The organism is Erythrobacter sp. S267 (genome assembly GCF_057365045.1).
The window spans coordinates 2,142,947-2,167,663 of sequence record NZ_CP200298.1 but is presented as its reverse complement, the minus strand read 5'-3'; the positions used below and the strand labels follow the sequence as shown (position 1 = coordinate 2,167,663).

The 24,717-nt window shown below is 62.0% G+C and carries 16 protein-coding genes; 4 read left to right on the top strand and 12 right to left on the bottom strand.

Annotated elements, in window-relative coordinates:
* The first annotated feature begins 20 nt into the window (after positions 1-20).
* Complete coding sequence (locus tag AC0V6X_RS10215; protein ID WP_486184443.1) at positions 21-1,367, top strand: MFS transporter; 1,347 nt, start codon at positions 21-23, stop codon at positions 1,365-1,367.
* 378 nt (positions 1,368-1,745) lie between these two features.
* On the opposite strand, the gene AC0V6X_RS10210 is transcribed toward AC0V6X_RS10215, so the two are convergent.
* The 5 genes from AC0V6X_RS10210 to rimO form a co-directional block, all read right to left on the bottom strand.
* The gene (locus AC0V6X_RS10210) at positions 1,746-4,556 is read right to left on the bottom strand and encodes a phosphoenolpyruvate carboxylase (protein ID WP_486184442.1); all 2,811 of its coding nucleotides are present in this window, start codon (positions 4,554-4,556) and stop codon (positions 1,746-1,748) included.
* A gap of 4 nt (positions 4,557-4,560) precedes the next feature.
* The gene (locus AC0V6X_RS10205; RefSeq protein WP_486184441.1) at positions 4,561-5,547 is read right to left on the bottom strand and encodes a glucokinase; all 987 of its coding nucleotides are present in this window, start codon (positions 5,545-5,547) and stop codon (positions 4,561-4,563) included.
* A gap of 10 nt (positions 5,548-5,557) precedes the next feature.
* Positions 5,558-7,375, bottom strand: coding sequence for a phosphogluconate dehydratase (gene edd / locus AC0V6X_RS10200; RefSeq protein ID WP_486184440.1), 1,818 nt, complete (start codon positions 7,373-7,375; stop codon positions 5,558-5,560).
* Positions 7,368-8,840, bottom strand: a complete 1,473-nt coding sequence (zwf, locus tag AC0V6X_RS10195; RefSeq protein ID WP_486184439.1) for a glucose-6-phosphate dehydrogenase — start codon at positions 8,838-8,840, stop codon at positions 7,368-7,370. Before zwf ends, edd begins: the two co-directional genes overlap by 8 nt.
* A gap of 196 nt (positions 8,841-9,036) precedes the next feature.
* Positions 9,037-10,410 (bottom strand): 30S ribosomal protein S12 methylthiotransferase RimO, encoded by a 1,374-nt coding sequence (gene rimO / locus AC0V6X_RS10190; RefSeq protein ID WP_486184438.1) that lies wholly within the window; start codon positions 10,408-10,410, stop codon positions 9,037-9,039.
* Positions 10,411-10,477: 67 nt separating this feature from the next.
* Between rimO and AC0V6X_RS10185 the strand changes: the two genes are divergently transcribed.
* Entirely contained in the window at positions 10,478-10,876 is a 399-nt protein-coding gene (locus tag AC0V6X_RS10185) for a DUF1761 domain-containing protein (protein WP_486184437.1), read from the top strand.
* 126 nt (positions 10,877-11,002) lie between these two features.
* On the opposite strand, the gene AC0V6X_RS10180 is transcribed toward AC0V6X_RS10185, so the two are convergent.
* From AC0V6X_RS10180 to AC0V6X_RS10165, 4 genes are all read right to left on the bottom strand, one after another.
* Positions 11,003-12,067, bottom strand: coding sequence for a potassium channel family protein (locus AC0V6X_RS10180; RefSeq protein WP_486185567.1), 1,065 nt, complete (start codon positions 12,065-12,067; stop codon positions 11,003-11,005).
* A 43-nt stretch (positions 12,068-12,110) separates the two neighbouring features.
* Complete coding sequence (surE, locus tag AC0V6X_RS10175; RefSeq protein ID WP_486184436.1) at positions 12,111-12,866, bottom strand: 5'/3'-nucleotidase SurE; 756 nt, start codon at positions 12,864-12,866, stop codon at positions 12,111-12,113.
* The gene (gene serS, locus AC0V6X_RS10170; RefSeq protein WP_486184435.1) at positions 12,866-14,146 is read right to left on the bottom strand and encodes a serine--tRNA ligase; all 1,281 of its coding nucleotides are present in this window, start codon (positions 14,144-14,146) and stop codon (positions 12,866-12,868) included. Before serS ends, surE begins: the two co-directional genes overlap by 1 nt.
* A gap of 106 nt (positions 14,147-14,252) precedes the next feature.
* Complete coding sequence (locus AC0V6X_RS10165; protein WP_486184434.1) at positions 14,253-16,604, bottom strand: TonB-dependent receptor; 2,352 nt, start codon at positions 16,602-16,604, stop codon at positions 14,253-14,255.
* Between the two features lie 118 nt (positions 16,605-16,722).
* On the opposite strand from AC0V6X_RS10165, the gene AC0V6X_RS10160 reads away from it, so the two are divergent.
* Positions 16,723-17,346, top strand: a complete 624-nt coding sequence (locus AC0V6X_RS10160; protein ID WP_486184433.1) for a TetR/AcrR family transcriptional regulator — start codon at positions 16,723-16,725, stop codon at positions 17,344-17,346.
* Here the strand turns inward: AC0V6X_RS10160 and AC0V6X_RS10155 are convergent.
* The 3 genes from AC0V6X_RS10155 to AC0V6X_RS10145 form a co-directional block, all read right to left on the bottom strand.
* Complete coding sequence (locus AC0V6X_RS10155) at positions 17,343-18,071, bottom strand: hypothetical protein (RefSeq protein WP_486184432.1); 729 nt, start codon at positions 18,069-18,071, stop codon at positions 17,343-17,345. The two genes, AC0V6X_RS10160 and AC0V6X_RS10155, sit on opposite strands and share 4 nt — an antisense overlap.
* A 58-nt stretch (positions 18,072-18,129) precedes the next feature.
* Positions 18,130-19,593, bottom strand: a complete 1,464-nt coding sequence (gene yfcC, locus AC0V6X_RS10150) for a putative basic amino acid antiporter YfcC (protein ID WP_486184431.1) — start codon at positions 19,591-19,593, stop codon at positions 18,130-18,132.
* Between the two features lie 67 nt (positions 19,594-19,660).
* Positions 19,661-21,256 carry an alkaline phosphatase D family protein gene (locus AC0V6X_RS10145; RefSeq protein ID WP_486184430.1) on the bottom strand — a complete coding sequence of 532 codons (1,596 nt, stop codon included), beginning with the start codon at positions 21,254-21,256 and terminating at the stop codon, positions 19,661-19,663.
* A 180-nt stretch (positions 21,257-21,436) separates the two neighbouring features.
* Between AC0V6X_RS10145 and AC0V6X_RS10140 the strand changes: the two genes are divergently transcribed.
* Complete coding sequence (locus AC0V6X_RS10140; protein ID WP_486184429.1) at positions 21,437-24,691, top strand: glycosyl hydrolase; 3,255 nt, start codon at positions 21,437-21,439, stop codon at positions 24,689-24,691.
* The last annotated feature ends 26 nt before the right edge of the window (positions 24,692-24,717 follow it).

Genomic DNA, 24,717 nt, shown 5'->3' with positions numbered 1-24,717 from the left:
TGGCCTAGCGCTTGTGCGTAATGGCCGATAGCGACCCCTCCACCAATTCAGCGCCTGCGAGCACAGCGCGGCGATCTTCTCCGATCTCTTCGGGGCGGATGGCGTTACTGTTCATGGTGATGCTGGTGACGGCGGCGGGGAACACCGCGATGCAGTCGGTGATGCCGTCGATTGGCACGGCCCTGGATATTGGCGATGTGTGGATCAGCCTCGCTTTTAGCGGTTCTGCCTTGCTGTGGGTCGTTTGCGCGCCGATCTGGGCGCGGCGGTCGGACCGGCGCGGACGCAAGGCGATGATGGCGCTGGGACTGACGGGTTTTGTGGTGTCGATGGTAGCTTGCGGTCTGGTTCTGTGGGCTGGGCTTGCCGGATGGCTGGGAGCAACCGCGGCGTTAATCGCTTTCGCCGCCGCGCGCAGCCTGTATGGCGGGTTCGGAAGCGCCGCTCCGCCCGCAGTGCAAGCCTATGTCGCGGCGCGCACGCCTCGATCAGAGCGGACCAATGCGCTCTCACTCATCGCGTCGAGCTTTGGCCTCGGCACGGTAATCGGCCCGGCGCTCGCCCCGTTGATGGTGCTGCCGTTCATGGGGCTGGGGCTGACGGGGCCGTTTATCGGCTTTGCCTTGCTCGGCATCGTCGTGCTGGTCGCTTTGCGCTGGCGCTTGCCGGACGATCAGCCGCAATTTGCCGCGCGCGGTGTTGCCGCGAGTTACAACCAGGCGACGGACGCGCCCGAACTGGCAGAGGGAGAGGACGAGCTTGCAGGAGAGCCTGCCCGTCTCAAATGGACCGATATGCGCCTGCGTCCCTGGATCATCGCCCAGCTGTTGGGCGGCCACGCGCAGGCGATGGTGCTGGGGATCAGCGGCTTTCTGGTGCTCGACCGGCTTGCACTGCGCGACACGCCAGAACTTGGTGCAGGGCCGGTAGGGCTGGTCTTGATGAGCGGCGCGCTCGCCTCGCTCTTGTCGCAATGGGGCATCATTCCGCGCTTCAAACTGGGGCCGAGAGCGGCGACCTTGTGGGGCCTTTTCACCGCCGCAGCGGGTGTTGCCTTGCTGGCGGTGGCGAGCCAGATCCACGTCATCGCGCTGGGCTATGCCATCGCCTCGCTCGGCTTTGGTCTCTTCCGCCCGGGCACGACAGCAGGCACTTCGCTCGCCGTCACAAGGGCCGAACAAGGGCAGGCGTCGGGCGTTGTGGCGAGCCTTGCAGGCGCGAGCTTTGTCTATGCCCCGGCGCTGGGCGTATGGCTCTACGGCACGTCCGACTGGCTCGGCTTTGGCCTGATCATCGCGCTGTGCCTGATCGCGCTGGTGCATGGTTTTGTGAGCTTGCAGGCGGATAAGGACCTGACTCGGGATTAGGTTTGAATAGAGCGGTGAGTCTTTTGTTTTTGCGCGGAGTCTTTTGTTTGTTGGCGCCCTCAGACGCCGGGCGGCGGGCATCCGCCTGCCTTGGCTTCGCCGCATAAGCGGCGGCGCGCGGTCGCGCGCTGGCTCGCCTGGTCGGCTCGCAACCAGCGCTACCCGACCGATTGGAGCCTAGTTTCTTGGAGCTCTCTCGCTGCGTAGTGGCGGAGCACGGGCCACAGGCCCGCAAGGCCGGAGTCGAAGCCGAAGGCGCAGACGGCCAAAGGCCACCTGCAAGGCCGCCCGCAGCGACGCGACCTTTAGGTCGTGTAAGCGAGGAAATCGCGCCCGCGGATGCGGGTGCGCAAAACCAAAACCACGGATAGCCTTTGGCTATCCGTGAGCCCCGAACTGGTTCGCAATCGCCACGCTCAGCCGCAGCATTAGCGTATAGGCTCGCTCAATCGGGTCGATGTAGTCGCGCGCAATCGCGGCATAGCCTTCGACCGAGGCATCGGGATAGTCCGCGGCAGCATCCATCGCGAAGTCATCTGGCGAAGGGAACTGCACAGGGAAAGCCCGGCGCATCTGCGCCAGTGCATCGTCGATCCGCAGCGAGAAGACCATCTCCAGCACGTCCTCGCGGCTGATGTCATTGGCGCGACTGAAGACCGGGACTGAGACGGCTTTGAGGAAGATGTGCTGCATTAGCGCCAGCCGCAAAGACTGCGCCGCACCTATCATCCGACGTGTCTCCTGCGTTACCTCGGGCGAGGTTGCGGACGGGTCGAGACCCTCGGGCAATTGATCGAGCAGCCGGTGGAACTTAAGCGCATCGACCCGCAACCGCGAAGCGAGACGCCGGAACACACCCGTGCGGTCATCCTTAGTGAGGTACTCAGCAAGCGTCTCACACGCAGCAGACAGATGCGCCTCGGTCCCGCGATAGGGACGGCTGGCCCAATAGGCGGAGTTGAACAGCTCACCATAGGCCGCAACCGATTTGATGCTGGCCAGCGCATTGGACGAGCGGGCCAAGCGCAACAATTGCTGGCCACGTTCGCTCGAGGCGATCAGGCTGGCGATTTCTTCGTAATTGCCGTCCGCTGCCTCTCCGATCCCGGCGATGACGTTCACCGGATAGCCGAGCTGCTGGAGGATCGAATTGTGCGGGATCGCGCGGATCTGGCGCAGGTTCATATCGCGGTCGGCGGACAGATCGCTCTGGCGGCGCGAGACACGGCTGCCGGTGGAGTTGAGCAGGCCCAGACCGAAGGCGGTGACCCCGCGCGAATAGGTCTGGCTGCGCAAATGCCGCCGCTGATGCGCGCGGATGGCGCGGTAGAAATCGAGGCTGAGGTCCGTGCGCGAGTAGAGCGGGTCGTCGCACACATCGCTTGGCTCGGGCCCTTCGGTGATGATCCGCGTGAGTGTTGCGCGGGCGAGTTCGGGGCCTGCAAACAGCAGATAACCGTCGCCGCCTTGGAAGCTTACCTCCGGCTCCAGATCGATTTTGTTGCGGGTGAAGCGGCTGCGCGCCCAGGGGCTCAGCGGCCATGTCAGGCGGTCGGCAAAGCCTGACGGATGCGCGCCGCGGCCCATGCTTTCGCCGTGCGTGTTGAAGATCAGCGCAGCCACGTCAGTGAGCTTGTTGCGCTCCATCGCCTGAGCAAGGCGCCCTTGCAGACGCTCGATTGCGAGGCTTGCAGGGATCTGGCCAACGAAGCGCCCCGCATCGGAGAAGCCGGTCTGGATGCAGACACGGCCGCGCAGGCGGGCGTAGTCGCGATACTGCTCTTCCGAGCACAGGGCCTCGAGGAAGCGGCCACCGTGTTCCAGTGCGCTTTCGGTTTCGAACAGAGGCGAGACATCGACCTTGTCCTCGATCCCGAACAGTTTGGCGAAATAGAGCGCGGCGAGGATGGTGGAGGGCTGCTCGCACTCGGCAATCAGCATGCGGATCGGCGTGTCGGCGTCAATGTGACCAAGGATTTGAGCCATGGCAAGGAACTGCCGCGTCGCGGTCGAGCTTTCGATGGCGAGGCTGGCGAAATTGGTGCGCTTGGCCTCCACCTCTTTCAGCATCCGGCGCAGGGTCGCCATCGCCCCCTTGCTGGCAAGGTCGAGGTTCGGCGTCTCATGCAGATGCGCGCGGATCGCGTTGTGGAGCTGCTTGGCGTTCACGCGGAAGTGGATATGCGCCATGCCCAGCCCATCCGCGCGCATCGCGGCGGTGAGGGTCTTGAGCGCCACGGCTGTTGGCGTGTCGGCGGAGGCGGCTTCCTCCTTCAACTGCGCGACGATGTTGTCCAATGAGGTGAGTTTGGCGGGATCGTCCGCTGTTAATCTGTTGGCGGCTTCGGATAGCGCGCTCGCGTCAGAGAGGTCTCCGGCGAAATCCTCGGCGCTGGCGGCTGCATTGGCCGCGCCTGCTTCCAGCACTTTGATGAGCGCGTGGTCCGGCACAATCGCGGCGAGTTCGGCGGCGTAGCGGGTCAGCCGCTCAGCTTTTTCGGACAGGCGGAAGCGGATCGAGGTGTACCACTTGATGTCGGTGCGCCCATCCATGTCGTATCCGACCCAACTCGCGAAACGAAACGGCAGCGGCTTCAGCTCAAGCCACTGATCGGGCCATTTTTCCGCCGCATGGCTCAGCATCTCGCGCACAATGTCGGCGCGCGCATCCTGAGCGTTGGCGATGGCCTTCATCGCCTCGGCATGTTCGTATTCGAGCGTGATGGCAGGACGCTCGGCATCGGAGCGGCAGGCGGCATGGTCAATGGCTGCGCCCGTGCTGGCTGCATCCGCCACCGCCTTCGTGTGGTTCGGGGTCAGCAGGAAAGTCGGGTGCGCGGTGAAGACCGCGTGGAGCGAAGGCGTTTCCCAGCGCGCTTTGAAGGCGTCGAACTCGCTCTCCCGCGCCAGAGCCTTGGCCAACCCTGCGCGGTTTGTATCGACCGCGACCGGAGCGACCAGCCGCTCGAGCCGTTTGGCGCGCGCTTTCAGGCTGGTGCATTCCAGCTCCTCGACCAGCTGCTCAACCGCGTCGAGATCGAGCACTCCGGCACCGGGAGCCTCCAAGGCGCGCGAGAGGTCTAGCGAGAGTTGAAACACCGGATTGAACAGCGGCGTCTCCCGCGTTCGCGCATGAAGCTCGCGCAGGCGCTCGGACAGATCATCTACGGAGGTGAGGAGGAGAGTCATAAGATCAATCGGTTTCCAGATAGGTTTGCGCAAAGGCAGCGGCGGCCCCGAGCAGGCCGGGTTGTGGATGGGTGATGAGCTTGACAGGGATCGTCGCCATCAGGCTAGAAAAACGCCCCTTGGCGCAGAACCTCTCAGCAAAGCCCGAACTCGCCAGAGTGTTGCGCAGCCGGTAGCCAAGGCCGCCGGCGATCACGACGCCGCTCGCCCCTTGCACCAGCGCGATGTCGCCTGCGACCGATCCCAGCGCGAGGCAGAAGCGGTCGACCGCGGCTGAGGCAAGCACATCCGTTCCCTCCATCCCTGCGGTCCAGATCTCGATATCGGTCTGATCGCGGACCGCTTTGCCCTCCATCGCGGCGAGCGCGTGGTAGATGTCGTTGATCGCAGGGCCGGAGACGACGCGCTCGTTCGAGACGCGGGTGTAGCGCTGGCGCAGGCGCGCAAGGATGGCGTCTTCGATACTATCGAGCGGGGCGAAATCGCCATGCCCGCCCTCGGTCGCTTGCACGCGGTAACGGCCCCCTTCAAGGTGGCTGAAGAAAGCAACGCCCAGACCCGTGCCCGGACCCAGCACGCTGATCGTACCGGTTGTGGGCAACTCGCCCTCCGGCCCGGCGAGATGCAGGAACTGGTCGCCCGGCGCGCGCGCGGCGGCGTGGGCGACAGCGGCGAAATCGTTGATGACAACGTGCTGAGATGCGCCCAGCTTCTCCTCGATCAGCGGCGGGCGGATGATCCAGGGATTGTTGGTGAAGCGGATGATATCGGTTTTGATTGCCGCCGCGACCGCCATAGCAAGCCTGTCGGGTAGAGTGCCGCCCTTGCGTGTCCGATAATCCTCCCACGCGGTCTGGAAGCTCGCATGGTCGCTGGTGTGGAGCGTGACCGGCTCGTCGAGCGCGATGCTGCCGTCGCTTGCAATCTCGGCAATGGTGAAGCGCGCATGCGTACCGCCCACATCGACCGCGACCAGATTCTGTCGTCCCACCCATTCGCCGCTACAATCCCGCGCTGGCGAGCATGGCAGAAGCGCCTTGCTCAGCTCCGTCGGCCTGCGCTTGCATGATACGGAACAGTTCTCGCCCGACGCCGACTTCGTACTCTGGGTCAGGGGCGGGGGAGCGGGCGTCCAGATCAGCCTCGGTTGAAAGGCCGCCGGTTTGCGCGCAGACAGTGACGATGTCGCCATCCTGCAATTTGGAGAGCGGACCGCCGCCTTTGGCTTCCGGCGTGCAGTGGATTGCGGCGGGGACTTTACCCGAAGCGCCCGACATGCGCCCATCGGTGACGAGCGCGACTTTGAAGCCCTTGTCCTGCAACACGCCAAGGCTCGGCGTGAGAGCGTGGAGTTCGGGCATCCCATTGGCGCGCGGGCCCTGGAAGCGGACGACGACGACCACATCGCGGTCGAGCTCTCCGGCCTTGAAGGCTTTGGTGACGTCCTGCTGGTTTTCAAACACGCGGCACGGGGCTGTGATGGTCCAGCGCTCTTTTGCCACGGCGGAGGATTTGAAACACGCGCGGCCCAGGTTTCCGGTCAGCAGCCTCATGCCGCCATCGTGCTGGAATGGCTCGGCGACCGGGCGCAGCATCGTGTCGTCGCGGGTTTCAGTCACGCGGCTCCATGCAAGCATGTCATCCTGCCAGACAGGCTCTGCGGTGTAGGCTTCAAAGCCCTCCTCCCAGACGGTCAGGATATCGGGATGGGCAAGCCCTGCGGCGAGCAGCTCGCCAATAACATAGCCCATGCCGCCAGCGGCGTGGAACTGGTTCACATCGCCCGATCCATTGGGATAGACCCGCGCGATCAGCGGCACGGCGGAGGATAATTCGGCCAAATCATCCCAGTCGATGATGATGCCCGCCGCGCGCGCCATCGCCGGAATGTGGATCGCGTGGTTGGTCGAGCCTCCGGTCGCGAGCAAGCCGATGGTGGCGTTCACAATCGCTTTCTCATCCACGACCTGAGCGAGCGTGCGCTCGGTCGTCCCGGACAACTCCACCAACCGGTGAACCGCGGCACGGTCGAGGCCTTGGCGCAGCTTTGATCCCGGCAGCACGAATGCCGCTCCGGGAACATGCAGCCCCATCATCTCCATCATCATCTGATTGGAGTTGGCGGTGCCGAAGAAGGTGCAAGTGCCCGGCGAGTGGTAGGAGCCAAGCTCGCTTTCCAGCAGCACGTCGCGCCCGACTTCACCGGCGGCGTATTTCTGGCGGGTTTTCTGCTTCTGCTTGTTCGAGATACCGCTCGGCATTGGACCCGAAGGCACGAAGATTCCCGGCAGATGGCCAAAGCGCAAAGCGCCGATCATCAGGCCCGGCACGATCTTGTCGCAAATGCCCAGCATCGCCATGCCGTCATACATCTGGTGCGAGAGGCCGACCGCGGTCGCCATCGCGATATTGTCGCGGGAGAAGAGCGAGAGCTCCATCCCGTCTTCGCCCTGCGTGACGCCATCGCACATGGCTGGCGTGCCGCCCGCGACCTGAGCCGTGGCTCCGACTTCGCGGGCGTAGATCTTCATCCGGTCGGGATATCGCCCGTATGGCTGGTGGGCGGAGAGCATGTCGTTATAGGCGCTGACGATGCCGACATTCGGCCCGCGCCCTTCCTTCATTGCGTCCTGATCCTCAAGCGCCCCAGCAAAGGCATGGGCGAGGACGGAGCAGGACACCTGGCTGCGCTCCGGACGGCGATCCGCCTCGCGCTTCATCAGGTCGAGATAGGCCTGACGGCTCGGACGAGAACGCTCGATAATGCGCTGCGTGACCGCGTGGATCGTGTCGTTCAACGTGCCAGCGATGTTACTCATGCCAAGTTACCCCGTCGCGCTCCGTCAGAGCGAAGGCTGCGCTCGGGCCCCAGCTACCAGCCGTGTAGGTCTTGGGCGTGACATTGTGCTTTTCCCATTCGGCGCGGATCGCGTCGATCCAGTGCCACTGGGCCTCCACCTCATCGCGGCGCACGAACAAAGTCTGGTCGCCCTTGATCAGGTCCAAGAGCAGGCGCTCGTAAGCGATCCGCCGCTCGGCCTCCGCAAAGGCGTCGGGCATGGCGATTTGCAGCGGCACTTCGCGCAGGCGCACACCGCCTTCGTCGAGGCCCGGCACCTTCGCCATGAGCGACAGCGTAATGTCTTCCTCAGGCTGGATGCCGATGAGGAGCTGGTTGGGCTGGAGGCCCGCTCCCGACCCTTCGAAGATCGAGTGCGGCACGCAGCGGAACTGGATCTTGATCTCGGTCACGCGTTCGGGAAGGCGTTTGCCGGTGCGCAGGTAGAACGGCACGCCGCGCCAGCGCCAATTGTCGATATGGGCCTTGATCGCGGTGAAGGTCTCGGTGTTGGAAGGCTCGAGCCCGTGCTCGGTCAACTCGTCATCATAGCCCGGCACGGCCTGCCCATTGACCGCGCCCGCACGGTACTGGCCGGTGACGGTTTCATTGGCGAGGGCGGGGCGAAGCGCGCGTAGCACCTTCACCTTCTCGTCCCGCACGGCGGTCGCGTCAAAGCTGGTCGGCGGCTCCATCGCGACGAGCGCCAGCAATTGCAGCATGTGGTTCTGGACCATGTCGCGCAGAGCGCCCGCATCGTCATAGAAGCCGACGCGGCCTTCCAGACCCACGGTTTCTGCGACGGTGATCTGCACATGCTCGATGATGTTCGAATTCCAGATCGGCTCGAACAGGATGTTGGCAAAGCGAAGGGCGAGCAGGTTCTGCACCGTCTCCTTGCCGAGATAGTGGTCGATGCGGAAAATGCGCTCTTCGGAAAAGGCGCTGGCCACCGCATCGTTGATTTCAGCGGAGCTTTCGAGATCGGTGCCGAGCGGCTTTTCCAGACACATCCGCACGCGGTCGCCAGTCAGGCCCGCCTTCTCCAATCCCGCAATGGTGGGGCCAAACAGGCTTGGGGCGGTCGAGAGGAAAATCGCGACCCCTCCCTCCTCATCTTCGCTGCGACGCGCCTCCTCAACCTTGGCGGCGAGCTCATCATAGCCTTCGGGCGTCGAGGCATCGAGCGCTTGGTAGCTCAACCGGTTGAGGAACTGCGCCATCGACCCGCGTCGCTCGGCCGGCAGGAATTCCTCCAGCGCCGCACGGGCCATGTCCCGAAAGCCCGCATCGTCGAGGTCGCTGCGGGCTGTGCCAATGATCGCGAGCTTTTCAGGCAGTAGGCCATCCGCGTCCAAAGCGCACAGGCTTGGCAGCAATTTGCGCCGCGAAAGATCGCCGGTCGCACCGAATAGCAGCAGTCGGTCGGCGAAGAATTCGGTCATGCAGGGTCCCTCCGGGCAATAAGACCAAAACTGACAACGTTGACAGAGTTTGAATATTGTTTGATTGCGCAATGCACAATAGTGGATGCCATGCAACCCGCAAGAGGCGCTTTTGCAATTTTCTTGAGCTACTTTTGCATAAATTTGCAGGTTTTTGCAGTAACCTGCGGGTTGGCCAAGTGGCCAGCGCTCCGAGTTAGGCAATCACCCCGAACAGGTCGTGCGCATCGGCATCCTCGATCTCGACATCGACAATTGCGCCGGGCTGCAGCGCCTCGGGCACATCGCGCAGATAAACCGCGCCGTCGATCTCGGGAGCATCGGCTTGGCTGCGGCCCGTTGCACCGATGTCGCCGTCCTCATCCGGTTCGCCAACCTCGTCGATGATGACGGGGAGCACCTTGCCGACCTTGGCAGAGAGTTTGGCCGCGCTGATCCTCTCGGTCACTTCCATGAGGCGCGCATAGCGCTCTTCCTTGATTTCCTCGGGTACGGGATCGGGCAGAGCGTTGGCGGCCGCGCCTTCGACCGGCTCAAACCGGAACGCGCCCACGCGGTCTAGCTGCGCTTCTTCGAGCCACTCGATGAGATATTGGAAGTCCTCCTCCGTCTCTCCGGGGAAGCCGACAACGAAGGAGGATCGGATCGCGATCTCCGGGCAGATTTCCCGCCAGTTCTTCAGCCGCGCAAGCACCTTCGCCTCGTTCGCTGGACGGCGCATGCTCTTGAGAACCGATGGCGCGGCGTGCTGGAACGGGATGTCGAGATAGGGCGTGAGCAGCCCTTCGGCCATCAATGGGATGACCTTGTCAACATGCGGGTAGGGGTAGACATAGTGCAGCCGCGTCCACGGTGCGCGGCCTTCCGGCGTGCGCAGCTGGCCCAGTTCGCGCGCCAAGTCTGTCATGTGCGCGCGAACCTCACGGCCCTGCCAGCTCTTTGCCTCGTGTTTGGTATCGACGCCATAAGCCGAGGTGTCCTGAGAGATCACAAGCAGCTCTTTGGTGCCCGCCGCGACCAGCTTCTCCGCTTCACGCAGGACCGCGTCGATCCGGCGGCTCGCCAGCTTCCCACGCAGGTCGGGGATGATGCAGAAAGAACAGGAGTGATTGCAGCCCTCGGAAATCTTCAGATAGCTGTAATGGCGCGGGGTCAGCTTGATGTCAGGCTGAGGGATCAGGTCGACAAACGGGCCTTGGCTGGGAGGCGCGTGTTCATGCACCGCCTCAACCACTTGCTCGTATTGATGGGCGCCTGTGACGGCGAGCACTTGAGGGTGAGCGGCGCGGATCGCGTCGGCCTCTTCGCCCATGCAGCCGGTGACGATGACGCGGCCGTTCTCGGAGATCGCCTCTCCAATGGCGGCTAGGCTCTCTTCCTTCGCGCTGTCGAGGAAGCCGCACGTGTTGACCAGCACCACATCCGCGCCCGCATAATCGGGGCTCATCGCATAGCCATCGGCGCGCAGGCGTGTGAGGATACGCTCTGAATCGACCAGCGCCTTGGGGCAGCCGAGCGAGACCATACCGACTTTCTTGGCGTCAGGGAGAATTGTGGCGGTTTCAGACATTGCGCGCGCCTCTACACGCGGTGGCGCATTTGCGCTAGGTCCTATCACTCCTAGGGAGGGATCAAAAATGACTGATTTTGCATTGTGGCCAGTGTTGGCCGGAGCCGCGGCGTTCTTCGTCGTCGGCATGATCTGGTACGGGGCGCTGTTCGGCAAGGTCTGGCAGCGCGAGGCCGGGCTGTCGGATGAGGAGGCGCAGAGCGGCAATATGGCGCTGATCTTTGGCCTGACATTTCTGTTCGAGATGCTGATCGCGATGGTGCTGTGGCATCTGATCGCGCGCACTGCGGCAGAGCCGCATGTGGTGATGATGATGGCGATCGGCTTCGCGGTGGGCGTGATGGTCCCCGCGATGGGGATCAACTACCTGTTTCAACGCAAAAGCGGGAAGCTCTTCGCGATTGATGCCGGCCACTTCATCCTCGGCATGGCGGCGATGGGAGGCGTGTTTTTGATGTTTTTGTAGGGCCTCAAACGCCGGCGGGGCCATCCGGCCCCTTAGGCTTTCCTCCGGAGACCCGACCCCTGCGGGGCCACCCCTCCGGGCGCGCGGTCGCGCTTGCGACGCCTGCGGCGTCGTTTGAGTGCCAGATTAGTGAGAGTCGCCGTTGGTGTGGCCATTCTCACTCGGCACGATCTCGACGATCACGTCGCCGGGCTGGAGGCTTTGGCATTCGTCCTCCCAGAAGCCGATGGCGCGGCCATTGCGGTAGATGCGCAGGCCTCTGCCGCCGGTGCTGAGCTCGGCGATGGAGGAGCCGCATTCGTCTTCAGTGACGACCCGCTCGACTAGATGCACCCGTCCTGAGACGGAGGCGAGGTCGGCGAGATAGTCGGCAATATGCGGGCCGTTGGCGCTGCCGGCGAGCAGCAGGCCGGTAAAGCGCACCGGGTTAATGACATTGGTTGCACCCGCTTGGCGAGCGAGCAGCTCGTTGTCATCGGCGCGCACCACGACGCTGATCGGCACGCGCGGGGCCAAGTGCCGCACGGTGAGGACGATCAGGATCGAGGTGTCGTCTCGGCCAGCGGAGACCAGCACGTTCTTCGCGGTCTCAATCCGCACTGCCTTCAAAGTCTCATCGCGCGTCGCATCGGCGGCGAGGACGTTGACGCCCAGCTTCTCCGCCTCCTTCAGACGCTCCTCGCTCGGGTCGACGACGACGATCTTCTCAGCGTCCGTGCCGCGCTCGATCAGTTCCTCGACACTTTGTGAGCCAGACACGCCATAGCCGAGCACGACGACATGATCCGAAAGCTGTTCCTGGATACGGGTCATGCGCCATTTCTCCCAACTGCGCTTAATTAGAAAATTGTAGGCCGTGCCCACAAAGATGAAGAAGACGAGAAACCGGATCGGCGTGACAATCACTGCCTCTTTCAGGCGAGCGCTGTCCGATACAGGCGTGATGTCGCCAAAGCCGGTCGTCGTGATGGAAATCATCGTGAAATAGACGATGTCGAGGAAGCTGACATGGCCATCCGCGCTGTCGACCAGCCCGTCGCGGTCAAACCAGTGGATCATCACCACGACAAAGATCAGGAAAAGGGCTGCTCCCAGACGCAAGCTCAGATCAGCCCAGACCGGCAGTTTGACCGCGCGCCGCAAGGGCTGGAAACGGCGCAACGGACGCGGCCTTGCCGGGTTGCTCGGCATCAGGGTCGAGATTTTACGCTGTGCCACGCCCCTCTTGCTCCCTCTAGCTCTCGAACCGGCCTGCTAGCGTATCGATACTGGAATAATGGGTGAGGTCCAATTGCAGCGGCGTGACCGATGCATAGCCGTCCTCAATCGCCTCCAGATCGGTGCCATGGTCGAGCGTGTGCTCAAAGGGGTGGAGGCCAAACCAGAAATAGGGGTGCCCGCGCGGATCGGTGCCTTCAACGACGCTGCCGCGGGAGTAATCGTGGAAGCCCTGCCGCGTGATACGGATGCCCTTGGGGGCGAGCGGCGGGAAATTGACGTTGACCAGAGTGCGCTCGGCAAAGGGCGCTTCGAGCAGCGGCTCGATGATCTTCGGCCCCCATTCGCGGGCTGAGGCGAATTCGTGCTCCGTGCCGCGTGTCTCGCTGGAGTAAACCTGGCTCAGCGCAATCGAGCGGATGCCCGCCAGCGCGCCCTCCATCGCGGCTGAGACCGTGCCCGAATAGGTGATGTCATCGCCCAAATTGGCTCCGCGATTGACGCCGGAGAGGATGAGGTCGGGCGGGCTGTCGACGACTTTGTGCAGGCCCATGGAGACGCTGTCGGTCGGCGTGCCAGTGACAGCGTAGCGCCGCTCGCCGAATTTCTGCAAACGAACCGGGCGGTTGAGGGTCAGCGAGTGGCCCGCGCCCGATTGCTCTTCCGACGGTGCGCAGACCCAGACATCTTCGGAGAATTGCGCGGCAATCTCTTCCAGAACCGTCAGGCCGGGTGCGTGATAACCGTCGTCATTGGTAACGAGGATTTTCATTAGCTGATCGGCTCGAGCTTGGTCACTCCGCCCATATAGGGGATCAGCGCTTCAGGCACCAGAACGCTGCCATCTTCCTGTTGGTAGTTCTCAATGATCGCGACCAAAGTGCGTCCGACTGCAAGGCCGGAGCCGTTGAGGAGGTGGAAATACTCGCTCTTCTTGGAACCCTCAGGCCGGTAGCGCGCATTCATCCGGCGCGGCTGGTAGGTGCCTCCGTCCGAGCATGAACTGATCTCACGATAGGCGCCTTGGCCCGGCAGCCACACTTCAAGGTCGTAGGTTTTCATCATCGCCGCGCCCATATCGCCTGTGCACAAAGCCATGACGCGGTAGTGCAGGCCAAGCTGTTGGAGCAGACCTTCGGCGATGGCGGTGATCCGGTCGAGCTCGGCTTCGGCCTCTTCGGGCAGAGAGGCGACGATCATCTCGACCTTCTCAAACTGGTGCTGGCGGATGAAGCCGCGCGTATCGCGCCCTGCTGACCCTGCCTCGGATCGGAAGCAGGGGGTCAGCGCGGTGAGGCGCATCGGGAAGTCGCCCGCATCATACAGATTGCCGCGGAAGGAATTGCCCAGCACCATCTCGGAAGTCGAGATCAGCAGGCGATCATCGGTCGTGCGGAACAGATCCTCTGAGAACTTGGGCAACTGGCCGGTGCCGTAGCCCGATGCCTCGTTGATGAGCAGCGGCGGATTGCACTCGATAAAGCCGTGGTTCCGGGTGTTGTTGTCGAGCATGAACTGCCCCAGCGCCCGGTGCAGCCGCGCCATATCTCCGCGCAGGAACGTGAAACGCGCGCCGGAGACTTTGGCGCCGGTCTCGAAATCCATGCCGAGTGCGGGGGCAATGTCAGCGTGTTCGGCCGGGTCGAAGGCGAAGTCGGGCTTCTCGCCCCATTCGCGCAAATAGACATTGTCGTCCTCGCTCTCGCCATCGGGGACGGACGGATCGACGAGGTTAGGGAGGACCAGCAGCGCGTCTTCGAGCGCCTTTGCAGCGGCCCGCTCGCGCTCTTCCAGATCGGGCATAGTCTGCTTAAGCTCGGCAACCTCGTCCTTCAGCGCCTCAGCGGTTTCCGTGTCGCCTTTGCCCATGGCTTGGCCGATGGCTTTCGAAGCTTCGTTGCGGCGGCTCTGCGCCTCTTGCAGCTGCGTCGTCAGCGCGCGGCGTTCCTCGTCCAGAGCGAGAAGTGAGGCAGCGACAGGCTCCAGCCCGCGGCGCGCAAGGCCAGCGTCAAAACCTGTCGGATTCTCTCGTATTTCGCGAATATCATGCATGGCACGCGCCTATGCCCGCTTAGCGCTTCCAAGAAAAGAGCAGATCGGCGGGCCCTCCCCCCGGAAAGCCCGCCGACCCGCGATAGAGGCGTTGGAGAGGAGCCTCTTAGAAATTGACCTCGGCCGTCACGTAGAAGCGCCGGGGATCGCCGTAAAAGCCGGTCAGCGTGCCTTCGAGGCCTAGTGTCGGCGTAAACGGCGTGCCCGGAGGCGTGCCGCCCGCGACGAAATTGTAGCCCGCGACGATGTATTCCTTGTCGAAGATGTTCTTCGCATGGGCGCCGATCGAGAAACGGCCCGAGTCAGCGGTGTAAACGATGCTAGCATCGGCCAGCACGAAGCCGTCTTGGTCGAGGAAGGGATTGGGCGATTCAAACTGGCTCGCATCGGAACGCAGCGAGGCGACGCCGATGAAATCGACCATCCCGTCGCCCGCAGGCACGCCGAGGTTAAAGCCCATATGCGCGGTGATCTCCGGCGTGTTCTGGAACACGCGTTGGTCCGCCACATCATTGCCGAGCGCGTCGATGAACGTGTTGAACTTGGCATCAATGTAGCCGAGCGACCAATTGACGCTGAACCGACTGCCTTCGCCAGCAAAGTCTTCTCCCACCAGCGCGCTGCCTTCAAATTCGAAGCCATTGATGTCAGCCGACGCCGCGTTGGACGTGATGCCGATAAAGCTGTCATTGGTGCCGTCGCCATCGGTGTCGAGCCCGACGCTGCCCGGGATCTGCACATTATCATATTGACCAAAGAAGATGGCCGTCGCGATGTTCAGCCGGTTGTCGAGGAGGCTCGCCTTCCAGCCCAGCTCAAAACTGTCGACCGTTTCGGGAGCGAAGCGCAGAAATTCGAATTGGTCGTCGAAGTCGATGTCTCCGTCACCATCCAGATCGGGCGCTGCGGTGGTCTGGCCGCGCGGGTCAAAGCCGCCGCCTTTGAAGCCTTGTGAATAGGTGAAGTAGATGTTGTGATTGCGGTCCGGCTGCCAGCTGATCGAGGCGCGTGGATTGAAGTCGGTGAAGGTCTCGCTGCCTTGGAAATCGCTCGTCACCGCAATCGGGATCGCCGCACTGTTCGGGATGAACAGATCGGAGAAGCCGCCGATAAAGGTCGTGCGCAGTACTCGGCTGGTGCGCTTGTCATTAGTGTAGCGCCCGCCGACTGAGACCGAGATCGTGTCGGTCAGCTCATAGGTGAAGTCGCCGAAGAAGCTGTAAGTCTCCGTATCGACATCGCCCAAAGTCTGAGCGTTGAGGCCGGGAAGCGAAATCAGATCGCCCGTGTTGAACAAAGCCACGTCGAAGGCGGTGAAAGCATTGGCGTCGAGGTAGTAGAACCCGACAACGCCGGACAGGCGATCCCCTTCATAGAGCAGCTGCAATTCCTGGCTAATCTGGTCGTTCTCGTAGATCGCGGGAACGTCCAAGTCAGCCGCGGGCAGGCTGTCAAAGTCAATCGGCGTGGTCGAGCTGTCTTCACGATAGCCGGTGATTGATTTCAGCGTAATCGTGTCGGACAGCTCAATCGCGATGTTGAGCGCGCCGCCATAGGCCTCGACCTCTTGGTCGACCACATTCAAACCAGCGCGTGTGTCGAACACCGAGTCGAGCACCGGCGCTCCGGTGAAGAGGCCGGGGATCAGGCGTGAGCCTTGGCGCGCTTCGGAATTGTCCTTCACATAATCGCCCGAGAGGCGGATGAAGACAGGGCCGCTATCGAATTCAATCGTGCCGCGCGCCGCCCAGACATCCTTGTTGTAATTCTCTGTGCCGAGATTGAGATTCTCGCCAAAGCCGCCGCGCGACAGCCGCGCGCCGCTTGCGCCAATGGTGAGGTTGTCGGTGATCGGCGTCGAGCCGGTGATGATGAGGTCGGCCTGATCGAAATTGCCAAGCGTTCCGCGCACAGACAGCGAAGTCTCATCAGGCAGCCGCGCGGTCACATATTTGATCGCGCCGCCGATTGTGTTGCGGCCATAGAGCGTGCCTTGCGGTCCGCGCAGCACCTCAATCCGCTCAACATCATAGACATCGAGCACAGCGGCCTGCGGGCGGTTCAAGTACACGTCGTCGACATAGACGCCGACGCCCGCCTCAAAACCCGCAACCGGGTCCTGCTGTCCGACGCCGCGAATGAAAGCGGTCAGCGTGGTGTTGGTGCCGCGGCTGACTTCGAGAGTGATGTTGGGCACGGTCTGCGCCACTTGGGTGATCTCGAGCACGCCTTGCTGCTCCAACTGCTCCCCGCTGATGGCGGAAACCGAGATTGGAACGTCGAGCAGACGTTCCTCACGCCGACGCGCGGTGACGATGATGGTGTTGCCGCTTTGCTCTGCCTCTTCTGACGCTGTGCCGATGGCCCCGTCCTGCGCGGCTGCGGGGGCGGCAAAGGTAGCAATGGCAGCGCAGCCAGACAGCAGCGCAGCGCGTGAAAGTGTGGTCAATCCGGTCATCGGTTTCTCTCCCAAACCTGTTGTTGAAGGGACCATTATTGAAAGTTGAACCAACTTTCAAGTTTGTTCTTGTGCAAGGAGATTTTTGCGCTTAGTCAAAAACGGGTAGGGAGAGGGCATGAGTGACCCAGATATGGTGATGGCGGAGGACAAAGTCCCGCGCACAGAGCGCGGGCGGCGGACTTTGCGCAAGCTGCTCGATGCCTCTGCGACCGAGTTTGGAGAGAAGGGCTTTCACGAAGCCTCAGTCAGCTCGATCACCCGACGAGCGGGCGTCGCTTTGGGTACATTCTACACCTATTTCGACAGCAAGGATGCGCTGTTCCGCGCGCTCGTCAACGATATGAGCGGCAATGTCATGAGCAGCGCGCGCTCGGCTCTGTCAGAGGATATGAGCCCGCTCAAAATCGAGGAGGCGGCGCTGGCCGCGTTTCTGGAGTTCGCGCGCGAGCACAAGGAAATCTACCGTATCATTGACGAGGCGGAATTCGTCGATCCGGCGAGCTACCGCGCGCACTATGAAACGATTGCGGGGCGCATCGCGGACCGTTTGCAGGCGGGCGCTAACATGGGCGCGTTCCGGTCCGATCTGGGCGAACTTGAGGCCTGGGCGATCATGGGTATGAACGTCTTTATCGGCCTGCGCTATGCGGTGTGGGCGGAGGAGGGCACAGATGCTCCGTTATCGGACGTGGCGGCGCGGGCCAACCACCTGCTCGAAAACGGTATTGCGAAAGGCTAGGCGCGCGCTTTGGCTGTGCTTGCCTTGCTGGGTTTCGGCTTCATCTTAAGCGAGAACCAGACGATCAGCGCGACGCCGATGACGCTCGGCCCGGCCCAGACGAGCGGGTTGAAGACTTCCTCTGGCACCCAGCGGATCATGCCGACCGACATGAAGGCGGTGTAGGCGGAGATGCCCATGCCAATGAGCGCGCGGAAGTGTTCTCCGACATAGGATTGGGGCGTGGGCGCTTCGGCTCTCCAGATGAAGAGCTGCTGGATGCTCATGGCGACAAGGCCAAGCAGCGCGACGCCCATCATCAGCGGCTCGCCAATGGAGAAACCGTAGAGACCGCATTGCAGGGCGGAGAGGAGGACGGCTGCGATGACGATCTGGTAGCGCGGGCGGCGCAAGGCGGTGCGGTCGCGCGAGTGCTTGACCACGGCGAGGCCGTAATCGGCAAAACCGATCGTCAAAATGCCGAGATAGAGCATCATCCAGCCGAACAATCCGGCGAAAAGATCACGGTCTGTGACGGAGGGAATGCGCTCCTCCGGCCCATAGAGCGAGAGCAGCGCCATGATGACGGCGAGCGCGCCGGCTCCCATAAAACCATAGCAGCAAATGCGCCCCCATCGGCGGTGGTTGGAGGCTCCTTTGCGGGTGGCAATCGGCACCCAAAACGCGATCAGCCCGACCGTGCCGGCGATGACGTGAAAGACAATAAGAGTCTCGAACAGGTGCATGGGCAGGTGGTGTATCGATTCTTTGACGTCATGTGAAGTTGACGTTCATTAGGCGCCCTCAATACCCGCCAGCATGAGCTCCCAAAACCATAATCGAAGAAAGCGTGATCAGGACGACCATGGGCTTCCAGATAAAGGCCATCCACTCCATGTAGGACACCTTCGCCGCCGCCAGACAGCCCATCAGCACCGCTGAGGTTGGCACGATCAAATTGGTGATCCCATCGCCCAGCTGGAATGCAAGCACAGCCGTCTGCCGAGTAACACCCGACAGGTCAGCCAGCGGAGCCATGATCGGCATGGTCACACTCGCCTGACCCGAGCCCGACGTGATGAATAGGTTGATGACGCTTTGCGCGGCATACATGACCCAGGCGGTGAGCCACTCCGGTGCGGCCGCGGTCAGGCCAGACAGCGAATTGAGCAGCGTGTTGAGCAAGCTTGCTGCCGTTGGACTGTCGCCGCCCATCAACAGGATGATCCCCTTGGCTGCGCCCACGATCAACGCGGCAGGAAGAAGGCCCGCGGCTCCTTCGTAGAACGCTTCCATCATCGCGTTGAGATTGCATCCCGGCAGCTTCGCAATCTGTGCGATCAGGACCACCGCAATCCCTAGAGTGAAGAACTGCGCCGCTATCTCTGCGAGGTAATAGCCTTTCGCGCCCACGCCCCATGCGATCCAGCCGATAACTGCGATCAGACCAATGATGATGAGGCCGTGCGCCCATTGATAGGGCGGGATGTCCGCAATGGCATCGGCTCCATGTTCGGCGGCGGGTTTGGATGCATTGCTCAGACGAACACGCCGCGCATAATGCCAGATATACGCTGCGCCGAGCAGGGTGAAACCCACCCACATTGCGATCCGCAGCTCCATGCCGGACAGAGGCGGGAGGCCGGCAATAGACTGCGCGATAATGACGCTGAACGGGTTGGTCCAGCTGGTCGCGAAACCGATCTGGGTTGCTCCGAAACAGACCAACAAAGCGGTCATCGGATTGTAGCCCGCTCGGCTGAGCGCAGGGGTCAGCACCAGCGTTAGCGCAATCGCCTCCTCTGCCATGCCAAAGATCGCTCCGGCGAGGGAGAAGGCGATGAAAAGGGTTACGATCAGCGTCTCGCTGCGCGCTTTTCCGTTGGGCAAGGCTGCGGCAATTGCTGCGTCCACGGATCGCGTGCGGGCAATCATACCGAACACGCCGCCAAGGATCAGGATGAATGCCATCAGGCCCACGGTCGGCGAATAGCGGTCTCCGGTGACAAGCCCTGCAAACAGAAAGTCGAGAAAGCCGGTGCGCTCCGCATCGCCCAGGATCGGGGCCGGGGCAGGGCCATCGGCAGAAACAAAGCTGCCCGGAACAATTCGGGCCGGCTCTCCGTCAACCGCGAAAGCGCCCGGCGTAAAGATGAAAGTCGCACCCCAGGCGATTACCGCAAGGATGAAAAGCAACAGCAGAGTATCGGGCATCTGCCACGTTTTCGTGTCCGCAGCGCCCGTTCCAGTAGTGTTCGTGTCGGCCAATCCCAAGCCCTCCCGTTGATCCCTTGGCCTGCATATGCCGAGAGAAACGCGCGGAGGCTAGCAGTGATTAGGCCTCGGCCAGTGACCCCGGCTGACCGTGAGCCACCGCCATTGTCATCCGGGTCTTGAGCTCTCCACCGCGTGTTGTCACTCGATCGAGCGTTTTGAACTCTGTCGTCCACTGGTCGCGCGACACGTCGCACATCACATAGCCGCGCTGCGAATTGTGCCATTTGAGGCTTTCATTCTCTTGCTGGATCAGCTTGGTGGAGGATCGCTGGTCTTCCCCATCGCCTCCCGATGTGATGGAGGTCGAGACGAACTCCGTCGCAATCGGTTTTGCACCGGGGCGCTGGCCGTCAATATGCAGCTCACCCGCATAGTTCTGGTGCTCGTCTCCGGTAAGAACAACAACGCTATCGAGGCCGAGTTGTTCAATCTGGCTAAGCACGCGCTCACGTGGGGCGCGGTATCCGGCCCAGCTGTCGAGATTCTCGGTCGAGCCTTCGCCCGGCTTGCGGTCAAGGTCCATGACCATGATCTGTTGCGCGAGCACCTGCCAGCGGCTCTGCGTATTCCGAAGCTTGTCGAACAGCCAGCCTTCCTGCTGGCGTCCCAGTACCTCTGCCTGCGCACGGCTGATGTCTGCACACTCAACGCCCCACTGGTCATCACACGGCTGATCGCTGCGATATTGCCGCGTGTCGAGCAGATTGAGGTCGAGCAGATCGCCGTAACGCGCCTGGCGATACAGCTGCATTTGCGGCCCAATAGGCAACGAGGAAGCGCGCAGAGGCATATTTTCGTAATAAGCCTGCATCGCCATTTGCTGGCGCAGCTTGAAGAAGGCCTCCGGCGTACCGTCCTGATCGATGTCCGCGACCCAGTTGTTATCGATCTCGTGATCGTCCCAGGTCACAAACCACGGTGCAGCGGCGTGAGCGGCCTGGAGGTCGGCGTCCATCTTGTACTGCGCATAGCGGCGCCGGTAATCGTCGATCGTGTAGATCTCTTGCCCCGCGTGGTTCCGTACCATTTCGCGCGGGCCGTCCCAGAAATTGCGGATGCGATTGCCGCGATATTCGTAGATGTAGTCGCCATAGCAGAACACGAAGTCGGGCTCTTCTGCCGCCAAGTAACGGTGGGCTGTGTAATAGCCTTCCTCGTAATTCTGGCACCCGGCAACGGCGAAGCGCACGTTTTCGATGGGTTGGCCCAAAGCGGGCGTAGTCTTCGCCCGGCCCACGCCGCTCCGCTCGCGCCCCGAGGTAAAGCGATACCAATAGGGGCGGTTCGGCATTAATCCGGCAACTTCGACATGGACAGCATGACCCAGCTCTGGCCGGGCAATGGCAGTGCCGCTCGCCACGACATTCTCCATCCGCCGGTCATCGCAAACCTGCCATTGAACTTCGACCGGTGCAGCCGGCATACCATAGCCGGGCTCAAGCGGTTCAGGTGCGAGGCGAGTCCAGATGACAAAGCCATCCGCCTCAGGCTCACCCGAGGCAATGCCCAATTGGAACGGATATTGGTTGAAGATCGGAGAAGCGATCGCTCGCATGCCGGTCAGTAGTGAAAGGCCTCCTATGGCACCGACACCAAAGGTCTTGAGCGCTATACGGCGGCTGAGTTCGAGGCGTTTGGAGCGAAGGTCGCGCATGTGGTCCGAGTCCTTGAATGATCGTGTCGCGCATCTCTTGCCCGGACCATGTTGCAGCTTCAAGGCTTGATCCGATTGCCAAATCCTCTGGCTGCGTTATTGCTGTCGCCCAATAGGGCCGAAGAGGGGAATACAAAGATGCTCGGATGGATGAAGCCGCTTTCAAAGGCATTTGCGTTTTTGACCGTAAGCCTGGGGCTAGCATTCACTCTTCCTGCCACCGCACAGGCGGATGAGGACAAGGCCCACGGCGCGCTTTCCTCCTTGCCGCTGCGGTTGATCGGTCCGGCCTATCCTTCAGGACGCATCTCTGACTTCGCCTTCTTCTCTGGCGGGCACAATCACTATATCGTCGCAACAGCATCGGGCGGTCTGTGGGAGACCAAGAATAACGGCACCACCTGGACCCCGATCTTTGATCGCGAAGGTTCCTACTCAATCGGCGTCGTCGAAATCGCGCCCTCGGACGAGAACACGATCTGGGTTGGCACGGGTGAGAACAACGCCCAGCGCTCGGTTGCATTCGGTGACGGCGTTTACAAATCGACCGATGGCGGGAAAAGCTGGGATCATATGGGTCTCAAAGATTCTGGCCATATCAGCCAGATCTGGATCCACCCGGAAGACGCCGACACAGTGCTTGTTGCCAGCCAAGGTCCGCTCTGGAACGCTGGCGGGGATCGCGGTCTCTACAAGACCACCGATGGCGGGGAGACTTGGGAACTGATCCTCGAAGTCGATGAGCATACTGGCATCAACGAATTCGTCGTCCACCCTGATAATTTCGACCTGATCGTTGCCTCTTCCTACCAGCGGCGGCGTCATGTCTGGGTGCTGATCAATGGGGGTCCGGGGTCCGGCATTCACCGCACAACCGACGGGGGGACAAGCTGGGAAGAAGTGCAATCCAGCCTGCCGAGTGACGATATGGGCCGCATCGGCCTCGCCATGGCTCCGTCCAATCCGAATATGATCTACGCGATCATCGAAGGGCAGCCTGACGAGCAGGGCGTCTTCCGCTCCGGCGACTTTGGCCAGAACTGGGAAAAACGCTCAGGCCACATGACGACCAGCCCGCAATACTACAACGAGATCGTCGTCGATCCGCTGGACGAGAACGTGCTTTACTCGCTCGATACATTCTCCAAGCGTTCGATTGATGGTGGTCAGACTTTCACGGATCTCAGCAACGCGACCCGCCACGTCGATGACCACGCGCTGTGGATCGATGAGAGCAACACCGATCACCTGATTATGGGCGGCGATGGCGGGATTTATGAAAGCTGGGATGGCGGCCAGGTCTGGCGCCATATGCAGAACCTGCCGATTGTGCAGTTCTACCGCATCCAGCCCGACAACGCCGCGCCGTTCTACAATGTCTGCGGGGGCACGCAGGACAACAACTCGCTATGCGGTCCTTCGCGCACGACGCTGTCGCACGGCATCACCAATTCGGACTGGCACATCGTGCTGGGCGGAGACGGCTACAAGCCGCAGATCGACCCGCGCGATCCCAATCGCGTCTATGCCCAATACCAATATGGCGGCCTTGTTCGCTATGACCGCCGGACTCAGGAACGGGTCTTCCTGACCCCGCAGCCAGAGCCGGGCGAGAACGCCTACAAGTGGAACTGGAACACTCCGCTACTCATCAGCCCGCACAATCCCGACCGCATCTATTACGCGGCAGAGTATCTCTTTGCCTCCAACGATCGCGGCAATTCGTGGGAGAAGATCAGCCCCGATCTCACCCGCCAAATCGATCGCAACGCGCTGGAAGTCATGGGCCGTGTTTGGAGCGTCGATGCGATTGCGAAGAACGATTCCACCTCGATCTATGGCGCTGCGATTGCACTTTCCGAAAGCCCGCTCGCCGAAGGTCTGATCTATGTCGGAACCGATGATGGCGTGATCTCTGTGACGGAGAATAACGGCGCGAATTGGCGCAGGCTGGAAAGCGTGCGCGGTGTGCCGGATATGACGCTGGTCGAGGATATCATCACCTCCAGCCATTCAGCCAACGTTGCCTATGCCGTGTTCGACAACCACAAGCGTGGCGACCACAACCCTTACGTCTATCGCACCAGCGACCGAGGCCGCACATGGTCTCCGATTGCGGGTGATCTGCCCGAATGGGGATCGGTCCACACGATTGCAGAGGATCACGTCGACCCAAACCTGCTCTTCGTGGGCACTGAATTTGGGCTGTTCTACTCACAAAATCGCGGGGCGAACTGGCATCAGTTGAAAGCCAATTTCCCGACCATCGACGTGCGCGATATTGAGATCCAGAAGCGCGAGAATGACCTTGTGGTCGGCACGTTCGGGCGCGGCATCTACGTTCTCGATGACTACTCGCCCCTGCGCAGCAACGCCGCTAGCGTCGGCGGAGCAGAGGCGACCTTGTTCGACGTGCGCGACCCTTGGCTTTATATCGAGGGCGATCTGTGGGGCGGCTATGGCGGCCCGCAAGCATCCAACGGCAATGATTTCTGGTATGCTGATAACCCGCCCTTTGGTGCGGTCTTCACCTACGTCCTCAATGAAGGGTTGGAGACCCGTGCCGAGGCCCGCCGCTCCGCCGAGCGCGAAATTGAGGAAACGGGCGGCGACACGCCCTATCCTTCGTGGGAGACCTTGCGCGCCGAGGACCGCGAGGATGAACCTGCCATCGTCTTCACCATCACCGACGCCGACGGCAATGTCGTGCGCCGGATGACGGGTCCGAAGTCGGCCGGCCTGCACCGCGTGGCATGGGACCTGCGCTTTGCTGCTCCCGATCCTGCACGTCTGTCGCAGCCCACGCCGAGCATTTTTGGGAGCGCACCAACAGGTCCGCTGGTGACGCCGGGCACTTACACAGTGACCATGGGCAAGCGGATCAACGGCATTTTGACGCCGATCGCGAGCCCGCAGAGCTTCACGGTCAAGGCGCTCGAAAACAGCCCGGAACTTGCGACTGATCGCGAAGCGGTCCTCGCCTTCCAGCAAGAGACGGCCGAGCTTTCCCGCGCGATTTCGGGTGCTGGTGTTGCCGCTGGCGAACTCAGCAATCGCATCGCGCACCTGAAGGTCGCGGTTGAGGCGCTTACAGTGCCCAATGACGATCAGCGACTGGCGATCCAGCAGATCGAGGCTCTGATGGACGAGACGCAAGTTGCGATGTTTGGAGACCGCTCGGTCTCCAGCCGGAACGAGCCTGTGCCGTTCTCCATCGCTCAGCGTATCGGTCAGATCCGCGGATGGGGCTGGTCGCACCAGTCGCCTGTTACGGGCTCTGACCAAAGCGCGCTCGAAATCGTCAAGGCTGACTTTGCCGCGGCGCTTGCGCAATTGCGCGATATCGAGCTGCGGGTCGAAGCGCTCGAGGCGGAGCTTGCTGAAATGGGCGCGCCCTACACTCCAGGCAGCGGGGTGCCGACCTGGCCGCAATAGGTCAGGCAGCAAACGAGTGAAGTGAC